This is a genomic window from Achromobacter veterisilvae (assembly GCF_900496975.1).
In the GTDB taxonomy this organism is placed as follows: domain Bacteria; phylum Pseudomonadota; class Gammaproteobacteria; order Burkholderiales; family Burkholderiaceae_B; genus Achromobacter; species Achromobacter veterisilvae.
This window is the reverse complement of record NZ_UFQC01000017.1, coordinates 108,761-133,531: the sequence shown is the minus strand read 5'-3', so window position 1 is coordinate 133,531 and position 24,771 is coordinate 108,761. Positions and strand designations below refer to the sequence as shown.

23 protein-coding genes and 1 pseudogene are annotated in these 24,771 nt (G+C 69.3%); 16 read left to right on the top strand and 8 right to left on the bottom strand.

What is annotated here, in order from left to right; translation table 11 throughout:
- Positions 1 to 75: pseudogene (locus tag AVE30378_RS32875) on the top strand (M20/M25/M40 family metallo-hydrolase); the annotation flags it as partial.
- Positions 76 to 139: 64 nt separating this feature from the next.
- Here AVE30378_RS32875 and AVE30378_RS17385 read toward each other — a convergent pair.
- The 3 genes from AVE30378_RS17385 to AVE30378_RS17375 are packed head-to-tail and all read right to left on the bottom strand — an operon-like array spanning position 140 to position 3,531.
- Positions 140 to 883 (bottom strand): GntR family transcriptional regulator, encoded by a 744-nt coding sequence (locus tag AVE30378_RS17385; RefSeq protein ID WP_129242118.1) that lies wholly within the window; start codon positions 881 to 883, stop codon positions 140 to 142.
- Between the two features lie 2 nt (positions 884 to 885).
- On the bottom strand, positions 886 to 2,487 hold the full coding sequence (locus AVE30378_RS17380; protein ID WP_129242117.1) for an AMP-binding protein: 1,602 nt from the start codon (positions 2,485 to 2,487) through the stop codon (positions 886 to 888).
- A 3-nt stretch (positions 2,488 to 2,490) separates the two neighbouring features.
- Entirely contained in the window at positions 2,491 to 3,531 is a 1,041-nt protein-coding gene (locus AVE30378_RS17375; protein ID WP_129242116.1) for a cyclase family protein, read from the bottom strand.
- Positions 3,532 to 3,654: 123 nt separating this feature from the next.
- Between AVE30378_RS17375 and AVE30378_RS17370 the strand changes: the two genes are divergently transcribed.
- Together AVE30378_RS17370 and AVE30378_RS17365 are read left to right on the top strand one after the other, a co-directional pair.
- Entirely contained in the window at positions 3,655 to 4,650 is a 996-nt protein-coding gene (locus AVE30378_RS17370) for a Bug family tripartite tricarboxylate transporter substrate binding protein (protein ID WP_129242115.1), read from the top strand.
- A complete protein-coding gene (locus tag AVE30378_RS17365; RefSeq protein ID WP_129242114.1) occupies positions 4,647 to 5,366 on the top strand; it encodes an SDR family oxidoreductase in 720 nt (239 codons plus the stop codon). Before AVE30378_RS17370 ends, AVE30378_RS17365 begins: the two co-directional genes overlap by 4 nt.
- Here the strand turns inward: AVE30378_RS17365 and AVE30378_RS17360 are convergent.
- Complete coding sequence (locus tag AVE30378_RS17360) at positions 5,363 to 6,265, bottom strand: GlxA family transcriptional regulator (RefSeq protein ID WP_244235081.1); 903 nt, start codon at positions 6,263 to 6,265, stop codon at positions 5,363 to 5,365. The genes AVE30378_RS17365 and AVE30378_RS17360 overlap by 4 nt on opposite strands.
- Positions 6,266 to 6,355: 90 nt before the next feature.
- On the opposite strand from AVE30378_RS17360, the gene AVE30378_RS17355 reads away from it, so the two are divergent.
- A complete protein-coding gene (locus AVE30378_RS17355; protein WP_129242112.1) occupies positions 6,356 to 7,033 on the top strand; it encodes a DJ-1/PfpI family protein in 678 nt (225 codons plus the stop codon).
- A gap of 4 nt (positions 7,034 to 7,037) precedes the next feature.
- Here AVE30378_RS17355 and AVE30378_RS17350 read toward each other — a convergent pair whose 3' ends face one another.
- Positions 7,038 to 7,520: an Lrp/AsnC family transcriptional regulator gene (locus AVE30378_RS17350; protein ID WP_129242111.1), complete on the bottom strand. Its 483-nt coding sequence runs from the start codon at positions 7,518 to 7,520 to the stop codon at positions 7,038 to 7,040.
- A gap of 141 nt (positions 7,521 to 7,661) precedes the next feature.
- On the opposite strand from AVE30378_RS17350, the gene AVE30378_RS17345 reads away from it, so the two are divergent.
- Positions 7,662 to 8,285 carry a LysE family translocator gene (locus tag AVE30378_RS17345; protein ID WP_244235079.1) on the top strand — a complete coding sequence of 208 codons (624 nt, stop codon included), beginning with the start codon at positions 7,662 to 7,664 and terminating at the stop codon, positions 8,283 to 8,285.
- A 24-nt stretch (positions 8,286 to 8,309) separates the two neighbouring features.
- Here the strand turns inward: AVE30378_RS17345 and AVE30378_RS17340 are convergent, their stop codons facing one another.
- The 3 genes from AVE30378_RS17340 to AVE30378_RS17330 all read right to left on the bottom strand — a co-directional run bounded on the left by AVE30378_RS17340 (position 8,310) and on the right by AVE30378_RS17330 (position 13,532).
- A complete protein-coding gene (locus AVE30378_RS17340; protein ID WP_129242109.1) occupies positions 8,310 to 10,196 on the bottom strand; it encodes an ABC transporter ATP-binding protein in 1,887 nt (628 codons plus the stop codon).
- 433 nt (positions 10,197 to 10,629) lie between these two features.
- Positions 10,630 to 12,510 carry a TRAP transporter large permease gene (locus AVE30378_RS17335; protein ID WP_422393597.1) on the bottom strand — a complete coding sequence of 627 codons (1,881 nt, stop codon included), beginning with the start codon at positions 12,508 to 12,510 and terminating at the stop codon, positions 10,630 to 10,632.
- An 8-nt stretch (positions 12,511 to 12,518) separates the two neighbouring features.
- Complete coding sequence (locus tag AVE30378_RS17330) at positions 12,519 to 13,532, bottom strand: TRAP transporter substrate-binding protein (RefSeq protein WP_129242107.1); 1,014 nt, start codon at positions 13,530 to 13,532, stop codon at positions 12,519 to 12,521.
- 238 nt (positions 13,533 to 13,770) lie between these two features.
- Between AVE30378_RS17330 and AVE30378_RS17325 the strand changes: the two genes are divergently transcribed.
- From AVE30378_RS17325 to AVE30378_RS17275, 11 genes are all read left to right on the top strand, one after another.
- A complete protein-coding gene (locus tag AVE30378_RS17325; RefSeq protein ID WP_244235078.1) occupies positions 13,771 to 14,601 on the top strand; it encodes an IclR family transcriptional regulator in 831 nt (276 codons plus the stop codon).
- 43 nt (positions 14,602 to 14,644) lie between these two features.
- Positions 14,645 to 15,817: an acetyl-CoA acetyltransferase gene (locus tag AVE30378_RS17320; RefSeq protein ID WP_129242105.1), complete on the top strand. Its 1,173-nt coding sequence runs from the start codon at positions 14,645 to 14,647 to the stop codon at positions 15,815 to 15,817.
- On the top strand, positions 15,814 to 17,520 hold the full coding sequence (locus AVE30378_RS17315) for an acyl-CoA synthetase (RefSeq protein WP_129242104.1): 1,707 nt from the start codon (positions 15,814 to 15,816) through the stop codon (positions 17,518 to 17,520). Before AVE30378_RS17320 ends, AVE30378_RS17315 begins: the two co-directional genes overlap by 4 nt.
- A gap of 34 nt (positions 17,521 to 17,554) precedes the next feature.
- Positions 17,555 to 18,319 (top strand): SDR family NAD(P)-dependent oxidoreductase, encoded by a 765-nt coding sequence (locus AVE30378_RS17310; protein ID WP_129242103.1) that lies wholly within the window; start codon positions 17,555 to 17,557, stop codon positions 18,317 to 18,319.
- 76 nt (positions 18,320 to 18,395) lie between these two features.
- A complete protein-coding gene (locus AVE30378_RS17305) occupies positions 18,396 to 18,977 on the top strand; it encodes a PPC domain-containing DNA-binding protein (protein ID WP_129242102.1) in 582 nt (193 codons plus the stop codon).
- On the top strand, positions 18,964 to 19,359 hold the full coding sequence (locus AVE30378_RS17300) for a PPC domain-containing DNA-binding protein (RefSeq protein ID WP_208742402.1): 396 nt from the start codon (positions 18,964 to 18,966) through the stop codon (positions 19,357 to 19,359). The genes AVE30378_RS17305 and AVE30378_RS17300 overlap by 14 nt, the downstream gene beginning before the upstream one ends.
- Positions 19,360 to 19,536: 177 nt before the next feature.
- A complete protein-coding gene (locus AVE30378_RS17295) occupies positions 19,537 to 20,400 on the top strand; it encodes a VOC family protein (protein WP_129242101.1) in 864 nt (287 codons plus the stop codon).
- Entirely contained in the window at positions 20,397 to 21,122 is a 726-nt protein-coding gene (locus tag AVE30378_RS17290) for a class II aldolase/adducin family protein (RefSeq protein ID WP_129242100.1), read from the top strand. Before AVE30378_RS17295 ends, AVE30378_RS17290 begins: the two co-directional genes overlap by 4 nt.
- Positions 21,119 to 22,573 (top strand): 2-hydroxymuconic semialdehyde dehydrogenase, encoded by a 1,455-nt coding sequence (locus tag AVE30378_RS17285; RefSeq protein WP_129242099.1) that lies wholly within the window; start codon positions 21,119 to 21,121, stop codon positions 22,571 to 22,573. Before AVE30378_RS17290 ends, AVE30378_RS17285 begins: the two co-directional genes overlap by 4 nt.
- 59 nt (positions 22,574 to 22,632) lie before the next feature.
- Complete coding sequence (locus tag AVE30378_RS17280; protein ID WP_129242098.1) at positions 22,633 to 23,808, top strand: ABC transporter substrate-binding protein; 1,176 nt, start codon at positions 22,633 to 22,635, stop codon at positions 23,806 to 23,808.
- A gap of 28 nt (positions 23,809 to 23,836) precedes the next feature.
- Positions 23,837 to 24,757 (top strand): branched-chain amino acid ABC transporter permease, encoded by a 921-nt coding sequence (locus AVE30378_RS17275; RefSeq protein WP_129242097.1) that lies wholly within the window; start codon positions 23,837 to 23,839, stop codon positions 24,755 to 24,757.
- The last annotated feature ends 14 nt before the right edge of the window (positions 24,758 to 24,771 follow it).

Sequence of the window (24,771 nt, the reverse complement as noted above, 5' to 3'; positions counted from 1 at the left end):
GCGCAGTTGCTGGACGGCACCCGCGTGCTGTACCAGACGGTGCTGGAGCTGGACCGGGCGCTGCGCGGCGCCTGAACATGCCGGCGAAGACGCCGCCCAGGGTCTGTTCGGCGGGACAGCCGCGGTGGCGGACCGCGGCTCAACGGCCGGTCAGCAGGTCGAATTCCATCCGCACCTTGCGGAACGGAAACTCCAGCCGGGCGAAATACACGACGCGGCCGTCGATGCAGGCATAGCGGCGCAATTCGGCGACGGGGGAGGACACGGGAATCTGCAAGGATTCGGCGGATTCCTGGCCGGCCTCGATCACGTTGAGCACCTGGCGGGCCTCGCTGATGCGCGCGCCGTAGAACTGGTCCAGCACGGGCGCCACCGTGCTTTTCCGGATGCGGGCGCGGTGCTTGCGGAACAGCCCGCTGTCGAGGAAGACCTCGCTATAGCAGAAGGGGCCCGCGTCCGTGGTGTGCACCCGGCGCAGGTACTGGAAACTGCCGCCGCGGTCGGCGCCGCAAGGCATGCCCAGGGTGTCGGGCAGCGGCGAATCGGCGCTGGATTCCACCAGCGACACGGTGCCCAACTGGTTGCTCAGTTCCACGGTCTCGGCCCAGGTCTTGGGGATCAGCAGCGTGGGCGTTTCGGGCAGTTCGGCGTTGACGAAGGTGCCGGAGCCGCGCGAGCGCCGGATCAGGCCGTCCTCTTCCAGCAGGCCGAACGCCTGGCGGATCGTCGCCCGCGAGATGCCGTAGGTTTCCATCAGGGATTCCAGCGGCGGGATCTGCTGGCCGGGCCGCCAGGTGCGGTTCTGGATGTGGCTGCGGAACAGCGCGGCCGCCTGCAGATAAAGCGGCTGGGGGCTGTGCGAGAAAAGCTTGCGGGCGGACATGGTCAGGGCGAGGGCGGGTCCGCGAGCATGGCGTCGGCCATGTCGCGCAGCCGGTGTTTCTGGATCTTGACCGAGTTCGCGCTTTCCACCGAGGGGAAGGCGTCCAGCACGGTGAAGCCCGCCGGCACCTTGAAGCCGGCCATCGCCGCCTTGCAGGCCGCGGCCCAGCCCGCGGGATCGGCCTGGGCGCCCTCGCGCAGCAGCACGAAGGCATAGGGCACGATCTTGCCGCCCTGGGTGGCGCCCACGACCTGGCAGGCGCGCACGCCCGGCAGGGTCTCGACCACCTGCTCGATTTCCACGGGATTGACCAGGAAACCGGACAGGCGCAGCGAATCGCCCATGCGGGTCTGGAACACGAACTGGCGCGGCGTCAGCGTATAGCCCAGGTCTCCCGTCTTGAAATAGCCGTCGCCGGTGACGGCGCCGCGGGTGGCTTCCGGATTGTCCAGGTAGCCTTGCATCAGGCTGGGCGACAGGATTTCGAGTTCTCCGGACTGGCCATGGGGCAGGACCTGGCCCGTGGCCGGGTCGCGCGCCCGCACGCGGGCGTCGGGGTAGATCAGCGTGCCGCCGGGCTGGTGGCGGGCGGAGACGTCGCCTTCGGCCGGATCGCGGGGCTGGCCGGCGACCAGCGCCACCAGTTCGCTGGACCCGTACAGGCCGGTAAGCGGCACGCCGGCCTCGCGGGCGAGGTCGAGCATGTGGTCCAGCGCCGGCGTGAAACTGGCGAAGCCGAACAGCCGCGCCGAGGCGAAGTCGCCCGGAGCGCCCGCCTGCATCATGCCGACCAGCGCTTCATTGTTGGCATAGGTGTGCGTGACCGCGTAGCGGCGCGCGGCGTCGGCGGATTGGGTGGCGTTGAAGACGGGCGCGCAGACCACGGGCACGCCTTGCGCCAGGCCGCCCACCAGGGTGGCGAAGCCGAAGGCGCCGCAGAACGGCGCGCTGGCCAGCACGCAACTGCGGGCGTCGTAGCCGTAGGCCGCGGCCACCGCCGCGCCATGGCGCAGCAGCGTGCGCTGGTCATGCAGCACGAATTTGGGCTTGGACGTGGTTCCCGACGTGGTGAAGCACAGCACGCCGGCATTGCCCTGCGCCGGGGGCGCGGGGTCGGGCGAGGCCAGCAGGTCCGCGTAGCGGTGTGCCGGGCTGCCGTTCACGGCGGGGGATTCGCCGGCCCCGGCCAGCGCGATCGCGCCTCGCAGCCGCGCCAGGTGCTCGGGCGCCACGCCGTCCAGGATGCCCTGGAAGTCGATGCCTTTGAATCCCGGCCAGAACACCAGCCAGTCCGCCTGGCCGCGTCCCAGGATGTCGGCCACTTCCAGCGCGCGAAAGCGCGTGTTGACCGCCAGCACCAGCGCGCCCAGGTGGGCGCAGGCCAGGAAGGATTCCACCCACGCCGCGCAATTGGGCAGCCAGACCGCGACGCGATGCCCCGGCCGCACGCCGATGCGCGCGAGCCCGGCGGCCAGCGCGCGGCTCCGCGCGCGCAGCGCCTCGGCGCTGACCGGCCGGTCCTGGTCGATCAGGAGGGGGGCGTCCGGCTGGCGCGCGGCCAGCGCGTCCAGGTGTTCGGAGAAAGTCGAGTACGGAAACGGCATGGCTTACACCGTGGCGATCGGCGTCACGGGGGAACCCACCGCGCCCGGCATGCGCAAGGGCGGGGCGGTCAGCAGGAAGCGGTTGCGGCCCTGCCCGTGCAGCCAGTCGGCCAGGTCCTTCAGGTACCAGAGCTCGGCCAGCGGCACGCCCAGCTTGAACAGGCAATGGTGGTGCAGCGGCAGGATGGAATGGCCGGGCCCGGAGGTGCGCGCCGGATAGGCCTCGACCGCGTAGTTGTCCGCGCAGAGGGCGGCGATGCCGGAGCGCGTGATCCAGTCCAGCAGCGCCGGGTCGGACCCGTCCAGCACGGCGCCGGTCCGTTCCAGTTCGTGCGGGTCGGGCTGGCCGTTCATGGCCACGACCGCTTCGGCGAAGCCGGTGCGCAGCACCAGCATGTCGCCGGTCTCGACCGAGACGTTCTGCGCCTGCATGGCGGCCTGTAGCTGGGCATGGCCCACCACCGTGCGGCCGGGGCCGAACGCCCGGGCCAGGTCCACCAGCACGCCGCGGCCCTGCATGCCTTTTTCGGCGTAGCGGCTGACGCTGAGTTTGCGCGCGAACGAGCCGCCCGGCGGGCAGCAGGCGTCGGCCGAGGTATCGGGATCGGCCCCGCCGAACACGTCCACGCCCGCGGCGTAGCCGTTGTAGTACACGCGGCGCGCCTGGCCGTCGCCCTGGATGTCGAACATTGCGCCCACGTGGCACAGGCCGTCCCATTGCGTGGAGTACTGCATGGACAGCGTGACCTGGTCGTCGGACAGCACGTCCACGGCCTCGGGCTGCACCTGCGACATCTGGAAGTTCAGGTAGGGCGTGCCCTCGCGGAAGGTGGGCTTGAGCGTGGGCGCGTGGCGGCGCGGATTCAGCACGTTGCCGCCGGGCAGGTCCAGCGGCAGCGACAGGCAGAACACCTTGCCCGCCCGCACCTCGCGCACCGCCTGCAGCACTTTTTCTTCGGTCAGCAGGTTCAGGCGGCCGATCTCGTCGTCCGCCCCGAAGTCGCCCCAGGTCGATCCTTCCGGGCGTCGGGTCCAGCGTTTCATCTGCTTGTCTCCTTTCGGCTTTCTGTGTTTTTATTAATATAGTACGTATTTACGTACTATAGGAAGAAACCAAGAAAACCCAAAAGAAATCCGCGATCAGCGGATTCGTTAGGAGACAAAACCATGACGCAATTCCTGCATCCGCGCGCCGGATGGCGCGGGCTGGCGGCCGCCGCGCTGGCCGTGCTGGCGTTGCCCGCGGCCCATGCCGCGGGCTATCCCGACCATGCCGTCACCGTCGTCGTCCCTTATCCGCCCGGAGGCGGCGCGGACATCTTCGGCCGCGCCATCGCCCACGCGCTGGAGCCCGGCCTGAAGCAGACGGTGCTGGTCGAGAACAAGCCCGGCGCGGGCGGCAACATCGGCATGGCCTACGTGGCCCGCGCCAAGGCCGACGGCTATACGCTGGGCCTGGGCACCATCGGCACCCAGACCATCAACCAGTTCCTCTACAGCAACATGGCGTTCGATCCCGAGCGCGACCTGGTGCCCATCGCCCTGGTGTCCACCACGCCGAACGTGATCGCCGTGAGCGCCAAGTCGCCCTACAAATCGGTGGCCGACGTGATCAAGGCGGCCAAGCAGTCCAAGGACAAGAAGCTGACCTACGCCTCGCCGGGCGTTGGCTCGTCGGTGCACCTGACGGGCGCCTATTTCGAGGCGATGGCGGGCGTGACGATGCTGCACGTGCCCTTCAAGGGCACTTCCGCGTCGCTGCCCGCCGTGGCCGGCGGCCAGGTCGACCTGCTGTTCGACAACCTGCCGGGATCGCTCGCTCAGATCAAGGACGGCAACCTGGTGCGCGGCGTGGCCGTCACCTCGGCCGCGCGCGACCCGTCGGTGCCCGACCTTCCGACCGTGGCGGAATCGGGCCTGCCGGGCTTCGACGTCACGGCGTGGTTCGCGCTGTACGCCCCGCGCGGCACGCCGGAACCCGTGGTCAAGCAGTTGATAGAAGCCGCGCGCAGCGGCCTGCAAAGCCAGGCCATCGCGAAGAACTTCGCCGGCATGGGCGCCAGGCCTGGCACGCTCTTCGGCGCGGACCTGGCGGCCTTCGAAAGCGAGGAACGCAGGAAGTGGGGCGGACTCATCAAGGACAAGGGGATCACCGCGCAATGAACACACCCATCGCACTGGTCACCGGCGGCAGCCGGGGCATCGGCCGCGCCATCGTCGCGCGCCTGATCGAGGACGGCTACCAGGTCGTCAACTTCAGCCGCGGCGCGCCCGAGGCGCCGCTGCCCGGCGAAACCTTCCGCTCGGTCGACCTGGGCGACGCGGCGGCCACCGCCGCCGCCGCGCGGGAACTGGCGGCCGAGCGCCCCGTGCTGCACCTGGTCAACAACGCGGGGATGATCCAGGTCGCCAACATCGAGGACGTGACGCAGGAGCAACTGGCGCGGACCATGGCGCTGAACCTCACGGCGCCGCTCCTGCTGTTGCAGGCACTGCTGCCCGGCATGCGGGCGGCGCGGTACGGCCGCGTGGTGAACATCGGCAGCCGCGCGGCCCTGGGCAAGGGAGGGCGTTCGGTCTACGGCGCGTCCAAGGCCGGACTGGCGGGCATGACGCGGACCTGGGCGCTGGAACTGGCGGGCGACGGCATCACGGTGAATACCGTGGCGCCGGGGCCCGTCGCCACCGAACTGTTCAACCAGTCCAATCCGCCCGGCGCGCCGAAGACCGTGGCGCTGGAAGCCTCGATCCCGGTGGGCCGCGTGGGCCGGCCGGACGAGGTGGCCCACGCGGTGGCCATGTTCCTGGATCCGCGCGCGGGTTTCACCACCGGGCAGTTGCTGTATGTGTGCGGCGGGATGTCGGTGGGCCTGGCCTAGCGGTCTTCCGGCGCCGGCCGTCCCGGCGCGGCCCGGCCGCCAAGCTGCCGCGCGATTTCCTTTCTGGAAACCTTGCCCCTGGCGGCCAGCGCCGCCGCGCGCTCTTCGCGCAACCGCCTCAGCACTTCGGTGGGCGCGACGCCGAAATGGGCGGCGAACCTGCGCTGGAAGGTCCGGCGCGACATATGGCAGGCGTCGGCCATGTCGTCCACCGACCAGCGGGCCGACAACTGCGCTTCCATTTTCTCGACCAGCTCGCGAAAGGGCGCGGCCACTCGGTCCTGCAGGCGCAGGGTCTGGCTGTACTGGCGCTGGTCGCCGTTGCGCCGCATGAAAACGACCAGGCGGCGGGCCACCTGCTGCGACAGGTCCGGCCCGAAGTCGCGTTCGATCATTGCCAGCGCCAGGTCGATGCCGGCCGTGACGCCGGCGGACGTCCAGTATTTGCCGCTTTCGATGTAGATGCGGTCGTCCTGCACGCGCAGGGCGGGGTAGCACGATTGCAGCCGGGTGGCCGAGCGCCAGTGCGTGGTGACGGCCCGCCCGTCGAGCAGGCCGGTGGCGGCCAGCACGAAGGCGCCGGTGCAGACGCTGCACGTGCGGCGGGTGTCTGGGTCGCGGCGGCGCAGCCACGCCTGCGTTTCGCCGTGGGCGCTGGCGAGGTCCGCGCCCGGTCCGCCCGGGACCAATATCGTGTCGATGGGCGCGTCGGCGTCGCTGGCGAAGGTGTCGTCCACCTGCATGCGCAGGCCCTGTTCCCAGGTGGCGACCACGGGCGCGGCCGCGATGGTGTGCAGGCGGTAGAGTTTGCGGCCGGCTTCTTCGTTGGCCGAACTGAAAGCCTGCCACGGCCCGGCCAGGTCCAGCGGCTGGAAGCCGTCGTACAGCACGAACACGATGCGCAATGGCGCATTCGGGGCCGCAATTGGCGCGCCCGGGCGGGCGCGTCCGCCTATCCTGGAGGCTGGCGTTTCTAACGGAGCATCGTCATGCATGTGAATTTTCTCTTGTTCGAGGGACTGACCCAACTGGATATGACCGGGCCCTACGAGGTGCTGGCGAATGCGCCGGGCTTCACAGTGGATTTTGTCGCAAAAACCTCCGATCCGGTACGTTGCGATCGCGGGCTGCGTTTCGTGCCCACGCAGACGATCGCGTCCGCGCCGCCCTGCGACCTGCTGGTGGTGCCGGGCGGGCCGGGCACGGACGACGCCATCGTCGATCCCGAGTGGGTGGCGTTCACGCGCGGGCAGGGGCGGCAGGCGCGCTACGTGTTCGGCATCTGCACGGGTTCGCTGCTCCTGGGCGCGGCGGGGCTGCTGCGGGGCAAGCGGGCATCCAGCCATTGGCGCGCGCGCGAACTGCTGTCGCGCTTCGGCGCCACGCCCAGCGACGAACGCCTGTGCGTGGACGGCAGGCTGTTCACCGCCGGCGGGGTGACCTCGGGCATCGATATGGCGCTGAAGGTGGTGGCGGAGCTGTGCGGCGAGGACGCGGCCAAGCTGATCCAGTTGCAGATCGAGTACGACCCGAAACCGCCGTTTCCCGGCGGCACGCCCAAGACGTCGGAACCGGCCGTGGTGCAGCGCTATCTGGAGATGTCGCAGGCCCGCTACGAGCGCCGCTCGCTGGCGGTGGACCGCGCCGCGGCGGCGATGGCGCCCTGAAGGGCTATCTGGCCAGGTGGTCCAGCGGCAGCGGGCTTTGCGGCTTGACGGTCTGGATGGCGAAGTTGCTGCGGATGTCCTTCACGCCCGGCAGCTTCAGCAGGGTGCCGAGCAGGAAGCGTTCATAGGCGCGCAGGTCCGGCACCACCACCTGCAACAGGAAGTCGGATTCGCCCGAGACCAGGTGCGCGGCGATCACTTCAGGCAGCGCGCTGACCTCTTGGCGGAACTGGGCGGCGTCCCGTTCGTGGTGCCGCTCTACCTTGATGCCGACGAAGACGGTCAGGCCCAGGCCGACCTCGTCCGGCGCCAGCCGGGCCTCGTAGCCCTGGATGACCCCGGCTTCCTCCAGCAGGCGCACGCGCCGCAGGCAGGGGGACGGGGACAGCCCGATCTGTTCGGCGAGTTCGACATTGGTCAGCCTGCCGTTCTGCTGCAAGGCCTCGAGGATGCGGCGGTCGTAGCCGTCCAGTTCGCGTTTTGGCATGGAATTGGAAATGGGGCTTGGGTATTGGCGAAGTATGCCAATGATGATAGCGGTGATGGCAGGAATAGCAAGCACATGCCAGCCCGATTTTCCTAGAATGGTGGCCTTCGACTAGACGGGCAGGGGCGGGCGATGGCGGATATGGCGGTGTTTCTCGGGGCTTTGCTGATCGTTTACGTAGTGCCGGGGCCCGACATGATCCTGCTGCTGGAAACCGGCGTGCTGCGGGGGCGCGGGCAGGCGCTGGCGGTGGCCCTCGGGCTGGCGATCGCCCGGGCCGCCCACGTGACCCTGGCCGCGCTGGGGCTGGCCGCGCTGTTCAAGACCCATCCCTGGGCCTTCGATGCCGCGCGCACGGTCGGCGGCTGCTACCTGGTCTGGCTGGGCGTGCGCCTGCTGCGGGCGGGGCCGGTGTCGTACGACGCCGCCGGCCAGGCGGCCCCCGGCAAGGCGGGCTGGGGGCCGGCGCTCCTGAGCGGCGTCCTGACCAATGTGCTCAATCCCAAGGCCTTGCTGTTCTGCTCGGTGCTGCTGCCGCAGTTCGTGTCGCCGGGCCAGGGGGCGATCGGCGGGCAATTCGCCGTGCTGGGCGTGATCCTGGTCGGCCTGGGCCTGGCGCTCGACGTGATGTGCGCACTGGCGGGCGGCGCGGTGGGACGCTGGATGTCGGCCAGTCCGCGGGCGCAGAAGATCCAGGGCCGGGTCTTCGGCCTGGCCCTGATCGGCTTCGGCCTGCGCCTGACGATCGCGCAGCGTCCCGCATGAAGCGCGGCGCGCCCGGGGCGCGCTTTACTTGGCGTAGGCGTACGCGGAATCGTCCGTCTCTTCGGTCCGGGCCGCGGGCGGGGCCGCGCCGTCCTCCAGCAGCTCTTCCGGCCGCAGGCCCTTCGTCAATTCCAGGGCCTGGCGTTCGAACAGGCGCCGGTACAGACCGTTCTTCAGGCGGATCAGCGCTTCGTGGCTGCCTTCCTCGATGACGCGGCCATGGTCCATCACCAGCAGGCGGTCCAGCGCGCGCACGGTGGACAGGCGGTGCGCCACCACCAGCGTCGTGCGGCCTTCCATCAGGCGGTCCATCGCCCGCTGGATCAGCACCTCGCTTTCGCTGTCCAGGCTGGACGTGGCTTCGTCCAGGATGAGGATGGGCGCATTGGCCAGGAAGGCGCGCGCGATGGCCACGCGCTGGCGCTCGCCGCCCGACAGCTTCACGCCGCGCTCGCCCACCAGCGTGTCGTAGCCCTTGGGCAGCGCCACGATGAAATCATGGGCGCTGGCCAGGCGCGCGGCCTGCTCGATCTCGGCCTGCGTGGCGCCGGGCCGCGCATAGGCGATGTTCTCCGCCAGCGTGCGGTGGAACAGCACCGGCTCCTGCTGCACGATGGCGATCTGGCTGCGCAGCGACGCCTGCTTCGCCTGGGCGATGTCCTGCCCGTCGATGGTGATGCGGCCGCCGTTCACGTCGTACAGGCGCTGGATCAGCTTGATGAAGGTGGTCTTGCCCGATCCGGAATGCCCCACCAGCCCGACGCGCTCGCCCGGCGCGATGCGCACCGAGAACCTGTCGTACAGCGCCGTGTCGTGCGCGCCGTAGCGGAAGCTCACGTCCTCGAAGCGGATCTCGCCGGCCGTGACGCGGATCTCGCCCGCGCCGGGGCGGTCGTCCACGCCCAGCGGCTGCTTTTCCAGCGCGACCAGTTCTTCCATGTCGTTGACCGAGCGCTGCAGATTGCGGATGTGCATGCCCACGTCGCGCAGGTGGCCCTGCAGCATGAAGAACATCGTCAGGGCGAAGGTGATGTCGCCCACGCTGGCCTGGTCGCGCGACCACAGCAGCAGCGACACGCCCAGGATGCCCGCCTGCATGGCGACCAGCATCGCGCCCTGGATCCCGCCGTTCAGCGTGCCGCGGATCCAGGTGCGCCGGGTGCGGCGGCGCCATTTGTCGACGACGCGGTCCAGCCTGGCCTCTTCGCGCGTTTCCGCGCCGAAGGCCTTGACCACGGCGTTGCAGCTCACGGAGTCGGCCAGCGCGCCGCCCATGCGAGTGTCCCAGGCGTTGCCCAGGCGCGCCGCCGGCGCCACGTAGCGCAGCGACAGCGTGGCCGTGACGGCGATGTACAGCACCGAACCCGCGCCGACCACCAGCCCCATCATGGGCCAGTGCGCGCCCAGCAGGGCGGTGGCGCCGACCAGCATGACGACCGAGGGCAGCAGCGCGATCAGCAGGGTGTCGTTCAGCAGGTCCACGGCCCACATGCCGCGCGTGACCTTGCGCACCGTCGAGCCGGCGAAGCTGTTGGCGTGCCAGTCCGTGGAGAAGCGCTGCACCCGGTAGAAGGCGTTGGACACGATTTCATTCATCATCTTCAGCGTGAAGGCGATGATGTTCTGGAACACGCCCTGGCGCAGCAGCGTGCCGCCGATGCCCAGCGCGATCAGCAGCCAGAACGAGGTAAGGGCGGCGCTCCAGACCAGTTCGTCGCCCGCGGCGCCGGAGGCCACGGCGTCGACCAGCCGGCCGGCGTACAGCGGGGTCAGCACGTCGGCCAGCGACGACAGCAGCGCCAGCACGACGATCAGCGCCGTGCGCCAGGGCTGCGCGCGCCAATAGCGGAAGGTAAAGCCCAGGACGTCCTTGAAGGCCTGTCCTCGAAGATCGGTTTTTTTTCTAGCCATTGCAATGGCCCGGCGGCACCAGGACGCCGGGAGTCCTTGTGTGGAAAGAGGAAGGAATGGCCCGCGCGGTCTGCGCAGGCATTGCGTTCAGGGGGTTGGGGCGGGCGCGGAGGACCGGTCGCTAGATGGACATCCAGCGATGGGTCCGCGCGGGCGACGACTTAATGGCGTCGCGGGGACACGCGCGGGACGGCGTTGTGCGGATACATCATCTTGCGCCTCCCAGTGGTGTATTGAATGGAGAAAAGGAATGGGCAGTGGCCCGAATTGAAGATTCTATAGATGTGGTGTAAGTCAATCAACGGCAGGCGCCGGGAAATGGGCGCGGTGTGGCTTTTTTTCAACTTTGCCGTAATGGGAACGATAGGCGGCAATGCGCCTCTTTTCCCGGCCGCGACGGACGCGCGCCGCGCCCGGCGCGGCGCGAACCGTTCTATTTGAGAAAGCCCGTGGAGATCCAGGGCACCGCGGCAATGACGACGATGCCGACGGCAAGGGAGCTCAAGTAGCCCATGATGGGCCGGATGCCTGTTTCGGGGGCGACCCGGCCGATGGCGCAGGCGGCGTAGTAGCCCACGCCGAAGGGCGGCGCGAACAGGCCGAGGCCCATGGACAGGATGACCACCATGGCGTAGTGCACTTCATGGATGCCCATCTGGTGCGCGATCGGAAACAGCAGCGGGCCGAACAGCACGATGGCGGGGATGCCTTCCAGGACGCTGCCCAGGATCACGAAGGCGACGATGGACACGGCCATGAAGGTCGCCGCGCCGCCGGGCAGGCCCGCCATGGCCGTGGCCAGTTGGGTCGAGAACCCCGATTGTGTGAGCGCCCAGGCCATGCCGGTGGCGGTGCCGATGATGAGCAGGATGGCGCCGGACAGGCAGGCCGTGTCCACCAGCATGGGTTTGAGCCGCTTCGGATCGAAACAGCGGTAGACCAGCAGCCCGACGAGCGTGGCGTAGACGATGCCGATGGTGGATACCTCGGTCGCCGTGGCCACGCCTTCGACCACGGCGGCGCGGATGACGAAGGGCAGCGCCAGCGCGGGCAGGGCCACCAGCAGGGCGCGGCCGATCTGGCGGCCGCTGGCCTTGCGCACCGCGCTCAGGTCTTCGCGGCGGTTGCGCCACCAGACGACCAGGCACAGCATCACGCCCAGGACCAGCCCCGGCAGCAGGCCGCCGGTGAACAGGGCGGTGATCGACACGCCCGTGACGGATCCGATGGTGATGAGCACGAGGCTGGGCGGCACCGTTTCGGTCTGCGCGCCCGTGGCCGACAGCAGCGCGACCAGGTCGCCTTCGTCGGCGCCCCGTTCGCGCATTTCCGGAAACAGCACCGGCGCCACCGCCGCCATGTCCGCCGCCTTGGCGCCGGAGATGCCCGACACCACGTACATGGCGCCGATCAGCACATAGGACAGGCCGCCCCGCACGTGTCCGAGCAGGCTGGCCAGGAAGGCGACCATGCGCTTGGCCATGCCGGTCATTTCGATGAGAACGCCCAGGAACACGAACAACGGCACCGCGAGCAGGATCAGGTGGGACATGCCTTCGTCCATGCGCCCGACCACCACCATCATCGGCACGTCGGTGGCCAGCGACAGGTAGCCGAACGTGGCCAGCCCGAACGAAAACGCGATCGGCACGCCCGCGAACACCGTCGCCGCCACGATCCCGACGAAGAAGATCAGCAGGTTCAGATTGCCCAGGCCGGCGAACACGGGCTGCAGCGCCGCCATGGCCGCGACCACGCCGCCGACCAGCAGCAGCGCGAACCCCGCGGTGCGCCACTGCGCGCGCTCGACGAGCCGCAGCAGCGCGATCAGCGCCATCAGGGCGGTGCCCACGGGCAGCGCCGCGGCGCGCCAGACGTTGGGGATCTCCAGCGCGGCGGTCGTGACGTAGCGCTCTTCCGAGGCGTATTCGAACCCGGGCGCCTGCAGCATGAGCAGGAAGGCCAGCGCGGCCGCCACCGCCACCATGTCCAGCACGGCGCGGGCCGCGGGCGAGGCGCGGTTGACCAGCGCGCCCATGCGCATGTGTTCGCCGCGCCGGAAGGCGACGACCGCGCCCAGCATCGCCAGCCACAGGAACAGGATCGAGGCCAGTTCGTCGGACCACACCAGCGGTTCGTGCAGTACGTAGCGCGCCACGATGCCCGAGAACAGGATGACGATCTCCGCGACCACCAGGATGGCCGCCGGGATCTCCACGAGGTGTCCCAGGGCGTTGTCGGCGGCGACGGCCCAGGGACGCCTGGCGCCCGGCGGCGCTTCCGCGCCGGCCAGCACGTCCGCGGGATGGGTCATCGCCGCCCTCATGAGAGCCTCCCCACGGATTGTTCGAGCAGGTTCCAGGCTTTCTCGCCGTACTTCTCTTTCCAGCCTTCATAGAAGCCCGCCTTGCGCAGGGACTCGCGGATGGGGGCGGCGTCGGGCGTATTGAAAGCCAGGCCTTCTTCGGCCAGTTTGGTCTGCAACTGGTTGTTCAGCGCCAGCACGTCCGCGCGTTCGGCCATGCCGGCCGCGTCGATGTGCTTGGCGACGACCTCGCGGATGTCGGCCGGCAGCTTTTCCCAGGCGCGGCGGTTGCCCAGGAACCAGAAGCCGTCCCACATATGGTTGGTCATGGAGCAGTACTTCTGCACTTCGTAGAACTTGGCGGTCTGGATGATGGCCAGGGGGTTTTCCTGCGCGTCGACCACGCGGGTCTGCAGCGAGGAGTAGGTTTCGTTGAAATTGATGCTGGCCGGCGACGAGCCGAGCGCCTTGAACATCGACGTCCAGAGCGGGCTGACGGGCACGCGGATCTTCAGGTCGCGGAAATCGTCCGGGCCCGCGATGGCGCGCGAACTGGTGGTGACCTGGCGAAAGCCGTTGTCCCAGATGCGGTCCATGACGTACAGGCCCTTGCCGTTGATTTCGCGGCGGATGTGCGCGCCGAGTTCGCCATCCATGGCCTTCCAGACTGCGTCGTAGTCGGGAAACGCGAAGCCGATGCCGCTGATGGACGCGGCGGGAACCAGGGTGGACAGGATCAGGCCCGACAGGGTGAAGAACTCGACGGCGCCGGCGCGCAACTGGCTGAGCGTGTCGGTGTCGGATCCCAACTGGCTGCTGGGGAACACGGCAAGCTCGAAGCGGCCCCCGGTGTCGCGCAGGATGTTCTGCGCCGCTTCGTTGGCGCGCAGGTTCATGGGATGCGCCGGGGGCAGGTTGTTGGCGTACTTGTACCGGTATTGCGGCGCCGCCAGCGTCCGCTGGAACGGCGCCATGGCCAGAAGCGCGCCGCCTCCCGCGGCGCTCATGAGTTTGCGTCGAGTCGTGTTCATGCTGTCTCCTTGGTTATGAGATCCGGCCTTCTTCGAGGGAGGCCGGATAAAGCGCCTTGTGAGGCTTCTTGCTTTATCTTTGCATGGGGTCCATGATATGGACCTACGTAATACCCTTGAATTTATTTAATCACATTGATTCTCTAGCGTAAATCACTAAAACTGGTGCAGAATGAAAAAACAGGATGAACAAAGTGGTCCACAAAATGGACCGCTGAAAAAATCAGGCGGAGACAACGTGACGGACACCTCATCCCAGGTCGGCGGCGCCCAGGCGATTTCCCGGGCCATGCTGGTGCTGCGCGGCGTATCGCGCATGCGCGGCGAGGGCGCGGGCCTGCTGGCGCTGACCCGCGACACCGGCATGAGCAAGCCGACCGTGCACCGCATCCTGGCGGCGCTGGCCGCCGAAGGCATGGTCGAGCAGGACCCTGTCAGCCGCCGCTATTTCCTCGGACCCGAATGCCACGTGCTGGGCAACATCGCCAGCGAGCGTTTCGGTATCAACCGGCTGGCCGCGCCCGTGGTGGCGCGGCTGGCGCACGAATGCGGCGACTCCGCCTTCTTTTCGCTGCGGCGCGACGTGTTCGCGGTCTGCGTGCTGCGCGAAGACGGCGATTACCCGCTCAAGACCCACGTGCTGCTGCCCGGCGACCGCCACCCGCTGGGCATCGGCGCGGGCAGCCTGGCCATCCTGGCGGCATTGCCCGACGACGAGGTCGAGGCATGCCTGCAAGCCAACGCGGCCCTGATCGCGCGGCGTTATCCGCACTACTCGGTGCCGCTCATCCGCACGCTGGTGGACGAAGTCCGCGAACAGGGCTATGCCGTGAACCGCGGCCTGGTGGTGCCGGGATCGTGGGGCATTGGCATGCCGCTGCGCGACGAGCAAGGGCACGTGCTGGGCGCGCTGAGCATCGCCGCGGTCGAGTCGCGCATGGACGAGGAAAGGCAGTTCCAGTTGGCCAAGCTGTTGTCCCGCGAGGCCAAACGCCTGCTCGCGCAGGCCAATCCAGGAGGCCGCAGCGAGGCGCGGGCGCGCTCGCCGGCCCCCAAGCCCAAGCCCTGATCCGCCTTGCGGACGGACCGGGGCGCCACTTGAGGAGACAGCAATGAGCAAGCGTGCCGTCATCGTGGGATGGTCGCACATCCCGTTCGGCAAACTCGACGATCCCGACACCGAAAGCCTGATGGCCCGGGTGTCCGGCGCGGCCCTGGACCACGCGGGCATCGGCCCCGACGCCGTGGACGGCATTTATGCCGGGGTCATGAACAGCGGCTTCCAGAAGCAGGACTTCCAGGGCGCGCTGGTGGCGCTGGCGCATCCGGCGCTGGCGCAGGTGCCGGCGGCGCGGCTGGAGAACGCGTGCGCGACCGGGTCCGCGGCGCTGTACGCGGCAATGGACTTCATCGAGGCGGGACGGGGGCGCGTCGCGCTGGTCGTCGGCGCCGAGAAAATGACGTCGCGCCCCACCGCCGAAATCGGCGACATCCTGCTCAATGCGAGCTACCGAAAGGAAGAGGCGGACATCGCGGGCGGCTTCGCCGGCGTCTTCGGCCGCATCGCCGCGGCCTATTTCGAGCGTTACGGAGACCAGAGCGAGGCGCTGGCGCGCATCGCCGCCAAGAACCACAGGAACGGCGTGGACAACCCCTACGCGCAGATCCGCAAGGACCTGGGCTTCGATTTCTGCAATACCGTTTCGGAAAAGAACCCCTACGTCGCCGCGCCGCTGCGCCGCACCGACTGCTCGCTGATCTCGGACGGCGCGGCCGCGCTGGTGCTGGCCGACGAAGAGACGGCGGCGGGCCTGCGCCGCGCCATCGCCTTCCGGGCGCGCCGGCAGGCCAACGACATCCTGCCGCTCAGCCGGCGCGACCCCATCGCTTTCGAGGGCGCGGCGCGGGCCTGGCGCGAGGCGCTGGCCGACGCCGGCGCGACGCTGGACGACCTGAGCCTGGTCGAGACGCACGATTGCTTCACCATCGCCGAGCTGATCGAGTACGAAGCCATGGGGCTGGCGCCGCGGGGGCAGGGCGCCAGGGTCCTGCGGGAAGGCTGGGCGGAAAAGGGCGGCCGCCTGCCGGTGAACCCGTCGGGCGGCCTCAAGGCCAAGGGGCATCCGGTGGGCGCCACCGGCGTGTCCATGCACGTCATGGCCTGCCTGCAACTGGCGGGAGAGGCGCAAGGCATGCAGGTGCCCGGCGCGACGCTGGCCGGCGTGTTCAACATGGGCGGCGCCGCCGTCGCCAACTACGTCAGCATCCTGGAGCGCGTCAAATGAGCGGCCGTCTGGATTTCGGTGCGGCGGCCGTTGCCGCGGCGGCCGATGCCGCGGCGGCCGATACCGCGGCGGCCGTCGCCGCGGCGCCGCCGGGCGGCGTGGCGCCGGTGTCGCGCCGGGCGATGAACCTGGCGCACTTCCTGGTCCAGGCGGCGCGCCGCCATCCGTCCCGCCCCGCGCTGCTGTGCGGGAATCTCCGCCGCAACTGGCGCGAACTGGACGCGCGCACCGCCGCGCTGGCGCAGGCCCTGGCGGAGCGGGGCATCGGCAAGGGCGACAGGGTGCTGGTGCATTCCCGCAACAGCTTCGAATTCGTCGAAACCCTGTTTGCCGTGCTGCGCCTGGGCGCGGTCTGGGTGCCGACCAACTTCCGCATTTCGCCGGACGAGGCCGTCTATCTGGCCCGGGCGGCGGGCATCAAGGCCTTTCTTTGCGAAGGGCAGTCCCCGGACCACGCGGCGGCGGTGGCCGGCGCCATGCCCGGCCTGGCGCTGCTGGCGCGCCTGGGGGCGGGCGCTTTCGGCGAGACGGACACTTCGGCTCTCATCGAGGCTCGCCTGGAGGACGCGCCTCGGGCCTGCGCGGACGTGGACCACGACGACCCCTGCTGGTTCTTCTTCACCTCCGGCACTACCGGACATCCGAAGGCCGCGGTGCTGACGCACGGGCAGATGGCCTTCGTGGTCACGAACCACTTGTGCGACCTGATGCCGGGCACGACCGAGGACGATGTCAGCCTGGTCGTCGCGCCGCTGTCCCACGGCGCGGGCATCCACTTCCTGACCCAGGTGGCGCGCGCCGCGTGCACGGTGCTGCCGGAAGGCGCGCGTTTCGACGCCGGCGAACTGTGGCGCCTGGTCGAGCGCCACGGGGTGACCAACATGTTCACCGTGCCCACGATCGTGAAGATGCTGGTCGAGCACCCCGCGGTGGACGAGTGCGATCACCGCAGCCTGCGCTATGTGGTCTACGCCGGCGCGCCCATGTACCGCGAAGACCAGAAGCGCGCCCTGGAAAAACTGGGCAGCGTGCTGGTGCAGTACTTCGGGCTGGGCGAGGTGACCGGCAACATCACGGTGCTGCCGCCTTCGCAGCATCGCGCCGGCGATGCGCCGGATGCCCGCGCCGGCACTTGCGGATACGAGCGCACCGGCATGCAGGTCAGCATCCAGGACGACGCGGGGCGTCCACTGCCCGCGGGGCAGACCGGCGAGATCTGCGTCTGCGGGCCGGCCGTGTTCGCGGGCTACTACGCCAATCCGCAAGCCAACGCCAAGGCCTTCCGCGACGGCTGGTTCCGCACCGGCGATCTGGGCTACCAGGACGAACAAGGCTACCTCTACATCACCGGCCGGCAGTCCGACATGTACATCTCGGGCGGGTCCAACATCTATCCGCGCGAGGTCGAGGAAAAAGTGCTGGCCCATCCGGCCGTGGCGGAGGCGGCGGTGCTGGGCGTGCCCGATCCGACCTGGGGCGAGGTGGGCGTGATGGTCTGCGTGCTGCGTCCCGGCCATGCGCTGGAGGCGGACGCGCTGCTGGACTGGCTGGCGCCGCGCATCGCGCGCTACAAGCTGCCGCGCCAGGTGTTTTTCTGGGAGGCGCTGCCGCGGTCGGGCTACGGCAAGATCACCAAGAAGCTGGTGCGCGACGCCCTGCGCGAGCGCGGGTGCCTGGCGCCGGCGGCACAGGCCGGACGCTGAACGGCGGTATCCACAACAATGAGGAGACAGGATCATGGAGATGGCGCAAGAGGCAATTCTGGTCACGGGCGGGGCGTCGGGCATCGGCCTGGCCGTGGCGCGCGGCCTGCTGGAAGCGGGACGCCGGGTGCTGGTGGCCGACGTGTCGCAGGAAAGGCTGGATGAAGTCAGGGACATGGCGCCCGCCGCGCGCCTGGGCTGCGTGCGGCTGGACGTGGCCGACGAAGCGCAGGTGGTGGACGCGATGGCGCGGCTGGAGCGGGATTTCGGGCCGATATCCGGCCTGGTGAATTCAGCCGGGATCGGCCGCGACGTGCCCTTTCTGGATACCGACGCGGCGTTGCTGCGGCGCATCCTGGAGGTGAACCTGGTGGGGTCCTTCGTGGTGGCGCGCGAAGCGGCGCGGCGGATGCGCGAGCGCCGGCGCGGCTCCATCGTCAACATTGCCTCTGTGTCCGGCATCCGCGGCAACGCCGGCCGCGCGGCCTACGGCGCGTCCAAGGGCGGCGTGGTGACGCTGACCCGCGTCATGGCCGTGGAACTGGCGGCCTACGGCATCCGCGTCAACGCCGTGGCGCCCGGCCCGATCGAGACGCCGCTGGTGGGGCAGATGCACACCGAGGAGGCCCGCGCCGCCTGGCGCCAGGTGGTTCCGCAGCACCGCTACGCCGCGCCCGAAGAACTGAACGGCACCATCGGCTGGCTGCTGGACGAAGCCCAATCGAGTTATGTGACGGGACAGGTTATTTGCGTGGACGGCGGCTTTACCGCCGCCGGCATGCTGCCCGCCGTGCATTGACCCGGGCCCGTCGACGCCGACAGGCCCGGGCTTTCCGATTCCACCCATCGCGCCACAAGCGCACGGAGTCCAGACCATGCGAACCACCACCGTGGATCGTTCGCTGCGGGGATCACCAACACCGCCCCGTCCCAGAACGCTGATACACCCGGGAACCTTCAACCCGGTACGCATCCATAGCCGCAGCGCGCGGCGAGGCCGCCACTTCCGCCTGTCCCTGCGGCCGGGGGCCAGTTTGTACGACGCCCTGGTCCAGGCGCTGGCCGGCGCCGGCGTCGCCAACGCGTCGATGACGCTGCTGGGGGGCGTCTTCAGCCACCTCGATTACTGCACCGCGCCGCCCGATCCCCGGCACCAGCGGGTCGTGGCCTATACCGAGCCCATCCCGGCCGGGCCCGCGTACCTGATTTTCGGCAACGCCACGCTGGGCAAAACCGATGCGGGCGGGGCGCTGGTGCATTGCCACGCGGCGTTCTGCGACGCGCGCGGAGAACCGCTGGGCGGCCACATCATCGCCCAGACCACGATCGTCGGGCCGCGGCCCGTTCCCGTGCTGGTGACGGCGCTGGACGGATTCGAACTGCGCGCCACCTACGACGCCGAGACCAATCTGCGCTTGCTGCAACCCCAGGGAGCCGACGACCATGACGCCGCCTGAAATCGAAACCGGAACCATGGGCCGCGTGGCCTACGCGCGCATCGGCCCCAACGAGGACCTGGTGCAGGGCGTGGAAAAACTGTGCCTCGCCGAGGGCTTCCGCAACGCCTTCGTGCGCGGGGCGCTGGGCAGCCTGGTCGACGCCTGCCTGTATGCGCGCGACGGCGGCTATCGCTGCCTCAGCGGGCCCGCGGTGGAAATCGTCAGCCTGGCGGGCGAGGTCCGCGCCCAGCCCGACGGCTCGCTCGTCGCATCGCTGTCCGGCGTGGTGGCCGACCCGCAGGGCCGGATCCATGGCGGGCCGTTCGTGCCGGGCGCCAATCCCATCTGCATGACGTTCGAGGTCACCCTGGAAGAATGGCTGCCCGCGGGCGGCGATTGACCGGGCGGCCGGGGCGCGCCGCCGCCCCGGCCGCCGTCTCTGCCGATGCCTTGCTCCTGAATTTCAAAAAATCTCGATAAAAATTATTGACGCCGAGATTTTTGCTGCTTATCGTAGAAAAAAACGCGCCAGGATGACCGGCATGAAGCCGGCGGCGGGCGCATCAGGAGACAAGCAGTGATACGGCTACATGACATCCGGTACGTCCGGCTGGGCACCCGCGACCTGGAGGGCGCGGTCCGTTACGCGACCGCGGTGCTGGGGCTCGAATTGGCCCGCAGGGAACATGGCGCGGCCTATTTCAAGTCGGATTCGCGCGACCACACCCTGTGCTATTTCGAGGGCGACCCGCGCGACCATACCGCGGCGTTCGAGGTGGACACCTCCGAAGAACTGGAGCGCGCCGGCGCGGTGCTGGAGCGCAGCGGCTACGCGGTCGAGGCGGGCCGGCGGGAAGCGGCCGAACAGCGCTACGTGCGCGATTTCCTGCGCTTCACCGATCCGTCCGGCAACCGCATCGAACTGGTGCATGCGCCGCAGCACAGCGGCCGCCGCTACTTCCCGGGCCGCGACGCCGGCATCACGGGCTTTTCGCACATCGGCCTGCGCACGCTGGACGCCCGGCGCGACGAAGCCTTCTGGACCGGCCTGCTGTCGGCGCGCGTCAGCGACCGCATCGGCGAGGCGCCGCTGCTGCGCATCGACGAAGTCCATCACAAGATCGCGCTGTTCCCGTCCGCCCATCCGGGCGTGCAGCACATCAACCACCAGGTCGAGAGCATCGACGACATCATGCGCGCCTGGTATCAGTTGCGCGAATGGAACGTGCCGATCCGCTTCGGTCCGGGGCGGCATCCGACCTCGGGCGCGATGTTCCTGTACTTCGACGGGCCGGACGGGATGATCTACGAATACTCCACCGGCGTGCGGCTGATCAGCGCCGAAGAGGAAAAGACCTACCGGCCGCGCAGCTTCCCGGCCGTGCCGTCCTCGTTCTGCATGTGGGGCGCCAAGCCCGATATCCCGGAGTTCAAGTCGTGAGCGCCGCGCAAGCGCGAGCCGGCGCCGGGCAGGAGGCGCTGGTCCGCGCGGCTGCGCGCGCCCTGGCCCGCGCCAACCTGGTCCATGCCTACGGCCATTGCAGCGCCAGGCTCGATGCCGGCCATTTCCTGGTGTGCGCGGCCCGGCCCATGGGCCTGATCGAACCGGGCGAGGCGGGCACGGTGGTGCCGGTGCACGGCGAACTGCCCGAAGGCGTGCTGGGCGAGGTCCGCATCCACCAGCACATCTACCGCCTGCGTCCGGACGTGGGCGGCGTGGTGCGGTCCATGCCGCCCACGGTCATGACGCTGTCGTCGGCCCGCGTGACCCCCAGGCCGCGCCACGGGATGGGCTCGTATTTCTCGCCGGCCGTTCCGCTCTGGGACGATCCGCAACTGGTGCGCAGCGACGCGCAGGCGCGCGGCGTGGCCGAAACGCTGGGCGCGGCGCGCGCCGTGGCCATGCGCGGCAACGGCGCGGTGGTGGCGGCGGAGTCGCTCATGCATGCCGTGGTGCTGACCTGGTATCTCGAAGACGCCGCCCGCATCGAATGGCAATTGCGATCGGCCGGGCTGGCCGAAGGCGCGCCGACGCTGGCGCCCGAAGAGGCGGCCACCCGCGCCGTGGGCACGGGCCGCATCTACGAGCGCATGTGGGAATACCTGACCGCCGGCGACCCTGAAGCGGCGCTGGCAGACCTGTCGCAACCGAGGACGCAATGACCGATTTCCGCAATTTCATCGACGGCCAATGGGTCGCCACCGGCAACACGTTCGACAACCGGGATCCGGTCGACAATCGCCTGATCGGCCGCGTGCACGAGGCGGGCGACGCCGAGGTCGACGCGGCGGTGCGGGCCGCCAAGGCCGCGTTGCGCGGTCCGTGGGCAAAGCTGAAAACGCAGCAGCGCGTCGAACTGCTGCACGCGGTGGCCGACGGCATCACGCGCCGCTTCGACGACTTCGTCGACGCCGAGATCGCCGATACCGGCAAGCCCTACGACCTGGCCAGCCATCTGGACATCCCCCGCGGCGCCGCGAACTTCAAGATCTTCGCGGACCTGGTGCGCAACATCCCGAACGAAACCTTCGACCTTGAGACGCCGGACAACGGCCATGCCCTGAACTACGGCGTGCGCGTGCCCCGGGGCGTGATCGGCGTGATCTGCCCCTGGAACCTGCCGCTTCTGCTGATGACCTGGAAGGTGGGGCCGGCGCTGGCCTGCGGCAATACGGTGGTGGTCAAGCCGTCCGAGGACACGCCGGGCACGGCCACGCTGCTGGGCGAGGTCATGAACGAGGTCGGCGTGCCGCCCGGCGTCTACAACGTAATCCACGGCCGCGGCCCCGGATCGGCGGGCGAAAAACTCACCCGCCATCCGCTGGTCGACGGCATCACCTTCACCGGCGAAACCCGCACGGGCGAAGCCATCATGCAGGCCGCGGCGGTGGGCGTGCGCCCGGTGTCGTTCGAACTGGGCGGCAAGAACGCGGGCATCGTGTTCGCCGACGCGGATTTCGACAAAGCGGTGGCCGGCATCGCGCGCGCCGCCTTCGACAACACCGGGCAGGTCTGCCTGGGCACCGAACGCGTCTACGTACAGCGGCCGATCTTCGAGCGCTTCGTGGCGGCGATGGGCGAGCGCGCGCGAGGCTTCCGGCTGGGCCGCCCCAGGGATCCCGGCGTGAACCTGGGGCCGCTGATTTCGCAGCGCCACCGGGACAAGGTGCTGAGCTACTACACCCGCGCCCGCGAAGACGGCGCCACCGTGGTGGCGGGCGGCGGCGTGCCGGACATGCCGGACGAACTGGCCGCCGGCGCGTGGGTGCAGCCCACGGTCTGGACCGGGCTGCCGGAAACCTCGGCCGTCATCCAGCAGGAAATCTTCGGGCCTTGCTGCCACATCGCGCCCTTCGACACGGAAGAAGAGGCCGTCGCGCTGGCCAACGCCACGCCCTACGGGCTGGCGGCCACGGTGTGGACCAGCAACGTGGGCACGGCGCACCGGATGGGGCAGGCCCTGGAAGTGGGCATCTGCTGGATCAATTCCTGGTTCCTGCGCGACCTGCGCACGGCCTTCGGCGGGGCCAAGCAGTCCGGCATCGGCCGCGAAGGCGGCGTGCATTCGCTGGAGTTCTACACGGAGCTGCGCAATGTCTGCGTGAAACTCTGACGTACCTGGCAGGCGCCGCGCAGAACGGCGCCGCCGCCCATCCCCCAAGGAGACATAGCATGCAAGCATACGCACGCGGGCTGTCCGCGCTGGCCGCCATCGCGGCCCTGACGGCGGCCGGCGCCGCAATGGCGGACATCCGCATCGGCTTTACCGGCGTGCTGTCCGGGCCGCAGGCGGCGCTGGGTCAGGACCAGTACGACGGCCTGATGCTGGGCATCGAACAGCTAGGCGGCAGCCTGGGCGGCCAGAAGGCCGTGGTGATCCGCGACGACGACCAGCTCAAGCCCGACGTGGGCGCGCAGATCGTGCAGAAGTTCATCGAGAAGGACAAGGTGGACGTGATCGTCGGCCTGGGTTTCTCCAACGTGCTCATGGCGGAACTGCGGCGCATCAAGGAGTCGGGCGTGGTGGCGCTGTCCACCAACGCGGGCCCCGCACCGATCGCCGGCCGCATGTGCCTGCCCAACCTGTTCGTGCTGGGCTGGCAGAACGACAGCATGTCGGAGGCCATGGGCAAGTACGTCAAGGACCGGGGCTACAAGCGGGCCTACCTGATGTCGTCCAACTACCAGGCCGGCAAGGACAAGCTGGCGGGCTTCAAGCGCTTCTACGGCGCGGCGCCGTCGGACGAGATCTACACCCAGTTGGGCCAGCTCGACTATTCCGCCGAGATCTCGCGCATGCAGTCGGCCGGGCCGGACGCGCTGTTCGCGTTCTACACCGGCGGGGTGGGCGTGAACTTCGTGCGCCAGTTGCGCCAGGCCGGCCTGATGGAAAAGCTGCCGTTCTTTTCGGAAAGCCTGATCGATTCCAACACGCTGACCGCGCTGAAGGATCAGGCCGTGGGCGCGGTCTACGGCACGCCGTGGGCGACCACGCTGGACAATCCGCAGAACCGCAAGTTCGTCGAGGCCTTCAAGGCCAAGTACGGGCGGCTGCCGTCGGAATACGCGGTGGGCGGCTACGACGCGGCCTATCTGCTGGACGCGGCGGTCAAGCAACTGGGCGGCAAGCTGGGCGACAGCCGCGCGTTGGCCGCGGCGGTGAAGGCGGCCGGCGCCACCTTCCCCTCGGTGCGCGGCGCGTTCCGCTTCAACACCAACAACATGCCGGTGCAGAACCTGTACGCCTACCAGGTCGTGAAGGAAGGCGACGGCGTGAACGTGAAGCAGTTGGCCACGGTGTTCACCGACCACCAGGACGCCTACGTGGCGGACTGCCCGCTGAAATGACGGGCCGGCGGCACAGGGGAGACGCGCCATGAACGGATCGTTGCTGCTGTCGCAGTTGCTCAATGGCCTGCAACTGGGCGCCTTGCTGTTCCTGCTGTCTTCGGGGCTGACCCTGATCTTCGGCATCATGAACTTCATCAACCTGGCGCACGGGTCGCTCTATATGATCGGCGCCTTCCTGGGGGCCACGGCCTATAACGCCAGCGGCTCGTTCACCTTCGCCATCCTGGCGGCGGTGGCGGGCAGCGGCTTCGTCGGCGTGGTGCTGGAGCGGCTGATCGCCCGGCCGCTGTACCGCCACGACCACCTCTACCAGGTGCTGGCGACGTTCGGCCTGATGATGTTCTTCAACGAACTGGCCTCGGTCATCTGGGGCAGCCGGCCGTACTTCGCGGCCGTGCCGCAGGGGCTGGACGGGGCGGTCAGCCTGTTCGGCAGCGACTATCCGGTGTACCGGCTGATGATCATCGGGGTGGGGGCGCTGGTGGCCCTGGGCGCCTGGTTCCTGATCCAGCGCACGCGCTTCGGCATGCTGATCCGCGCGGGCGCCAGCAATGCCCCCATGGCCAGTGTGCTGGGCGCCAACGTGGACCTGCTGAAGACGCTGCTGTTCCTGCTGGGCGCGGTGCTGGCGGGCGTGGCGGGCGCCCTGGCGGGGCCCATCCTGTCGGTGCAGTCCGGCATGGGCGAGCCCGTGCTGATCCTGGCGCTGGTGGTGATCGTCGTGGGCGGCATCGGCTCGGTGCGCGGCACCCTGGTGGCGGCTTTGCTGATCGCCATGATCGACACGCTGGGCCGCGCCTTCCTGCCCGACATGCTGCGCGCCGTCTTCGACGCCTCGGTCGCCAACGCGGTCGGGCCCGCGCTCGCCTCCATGCTCATCTACGTGCTGATGGCGGTGGTGCTGGCGTTCCGGCCGCAAGGCCTGGTCTTCTCGGCGCGGCGCTGAGCCCGCCGAGCCGC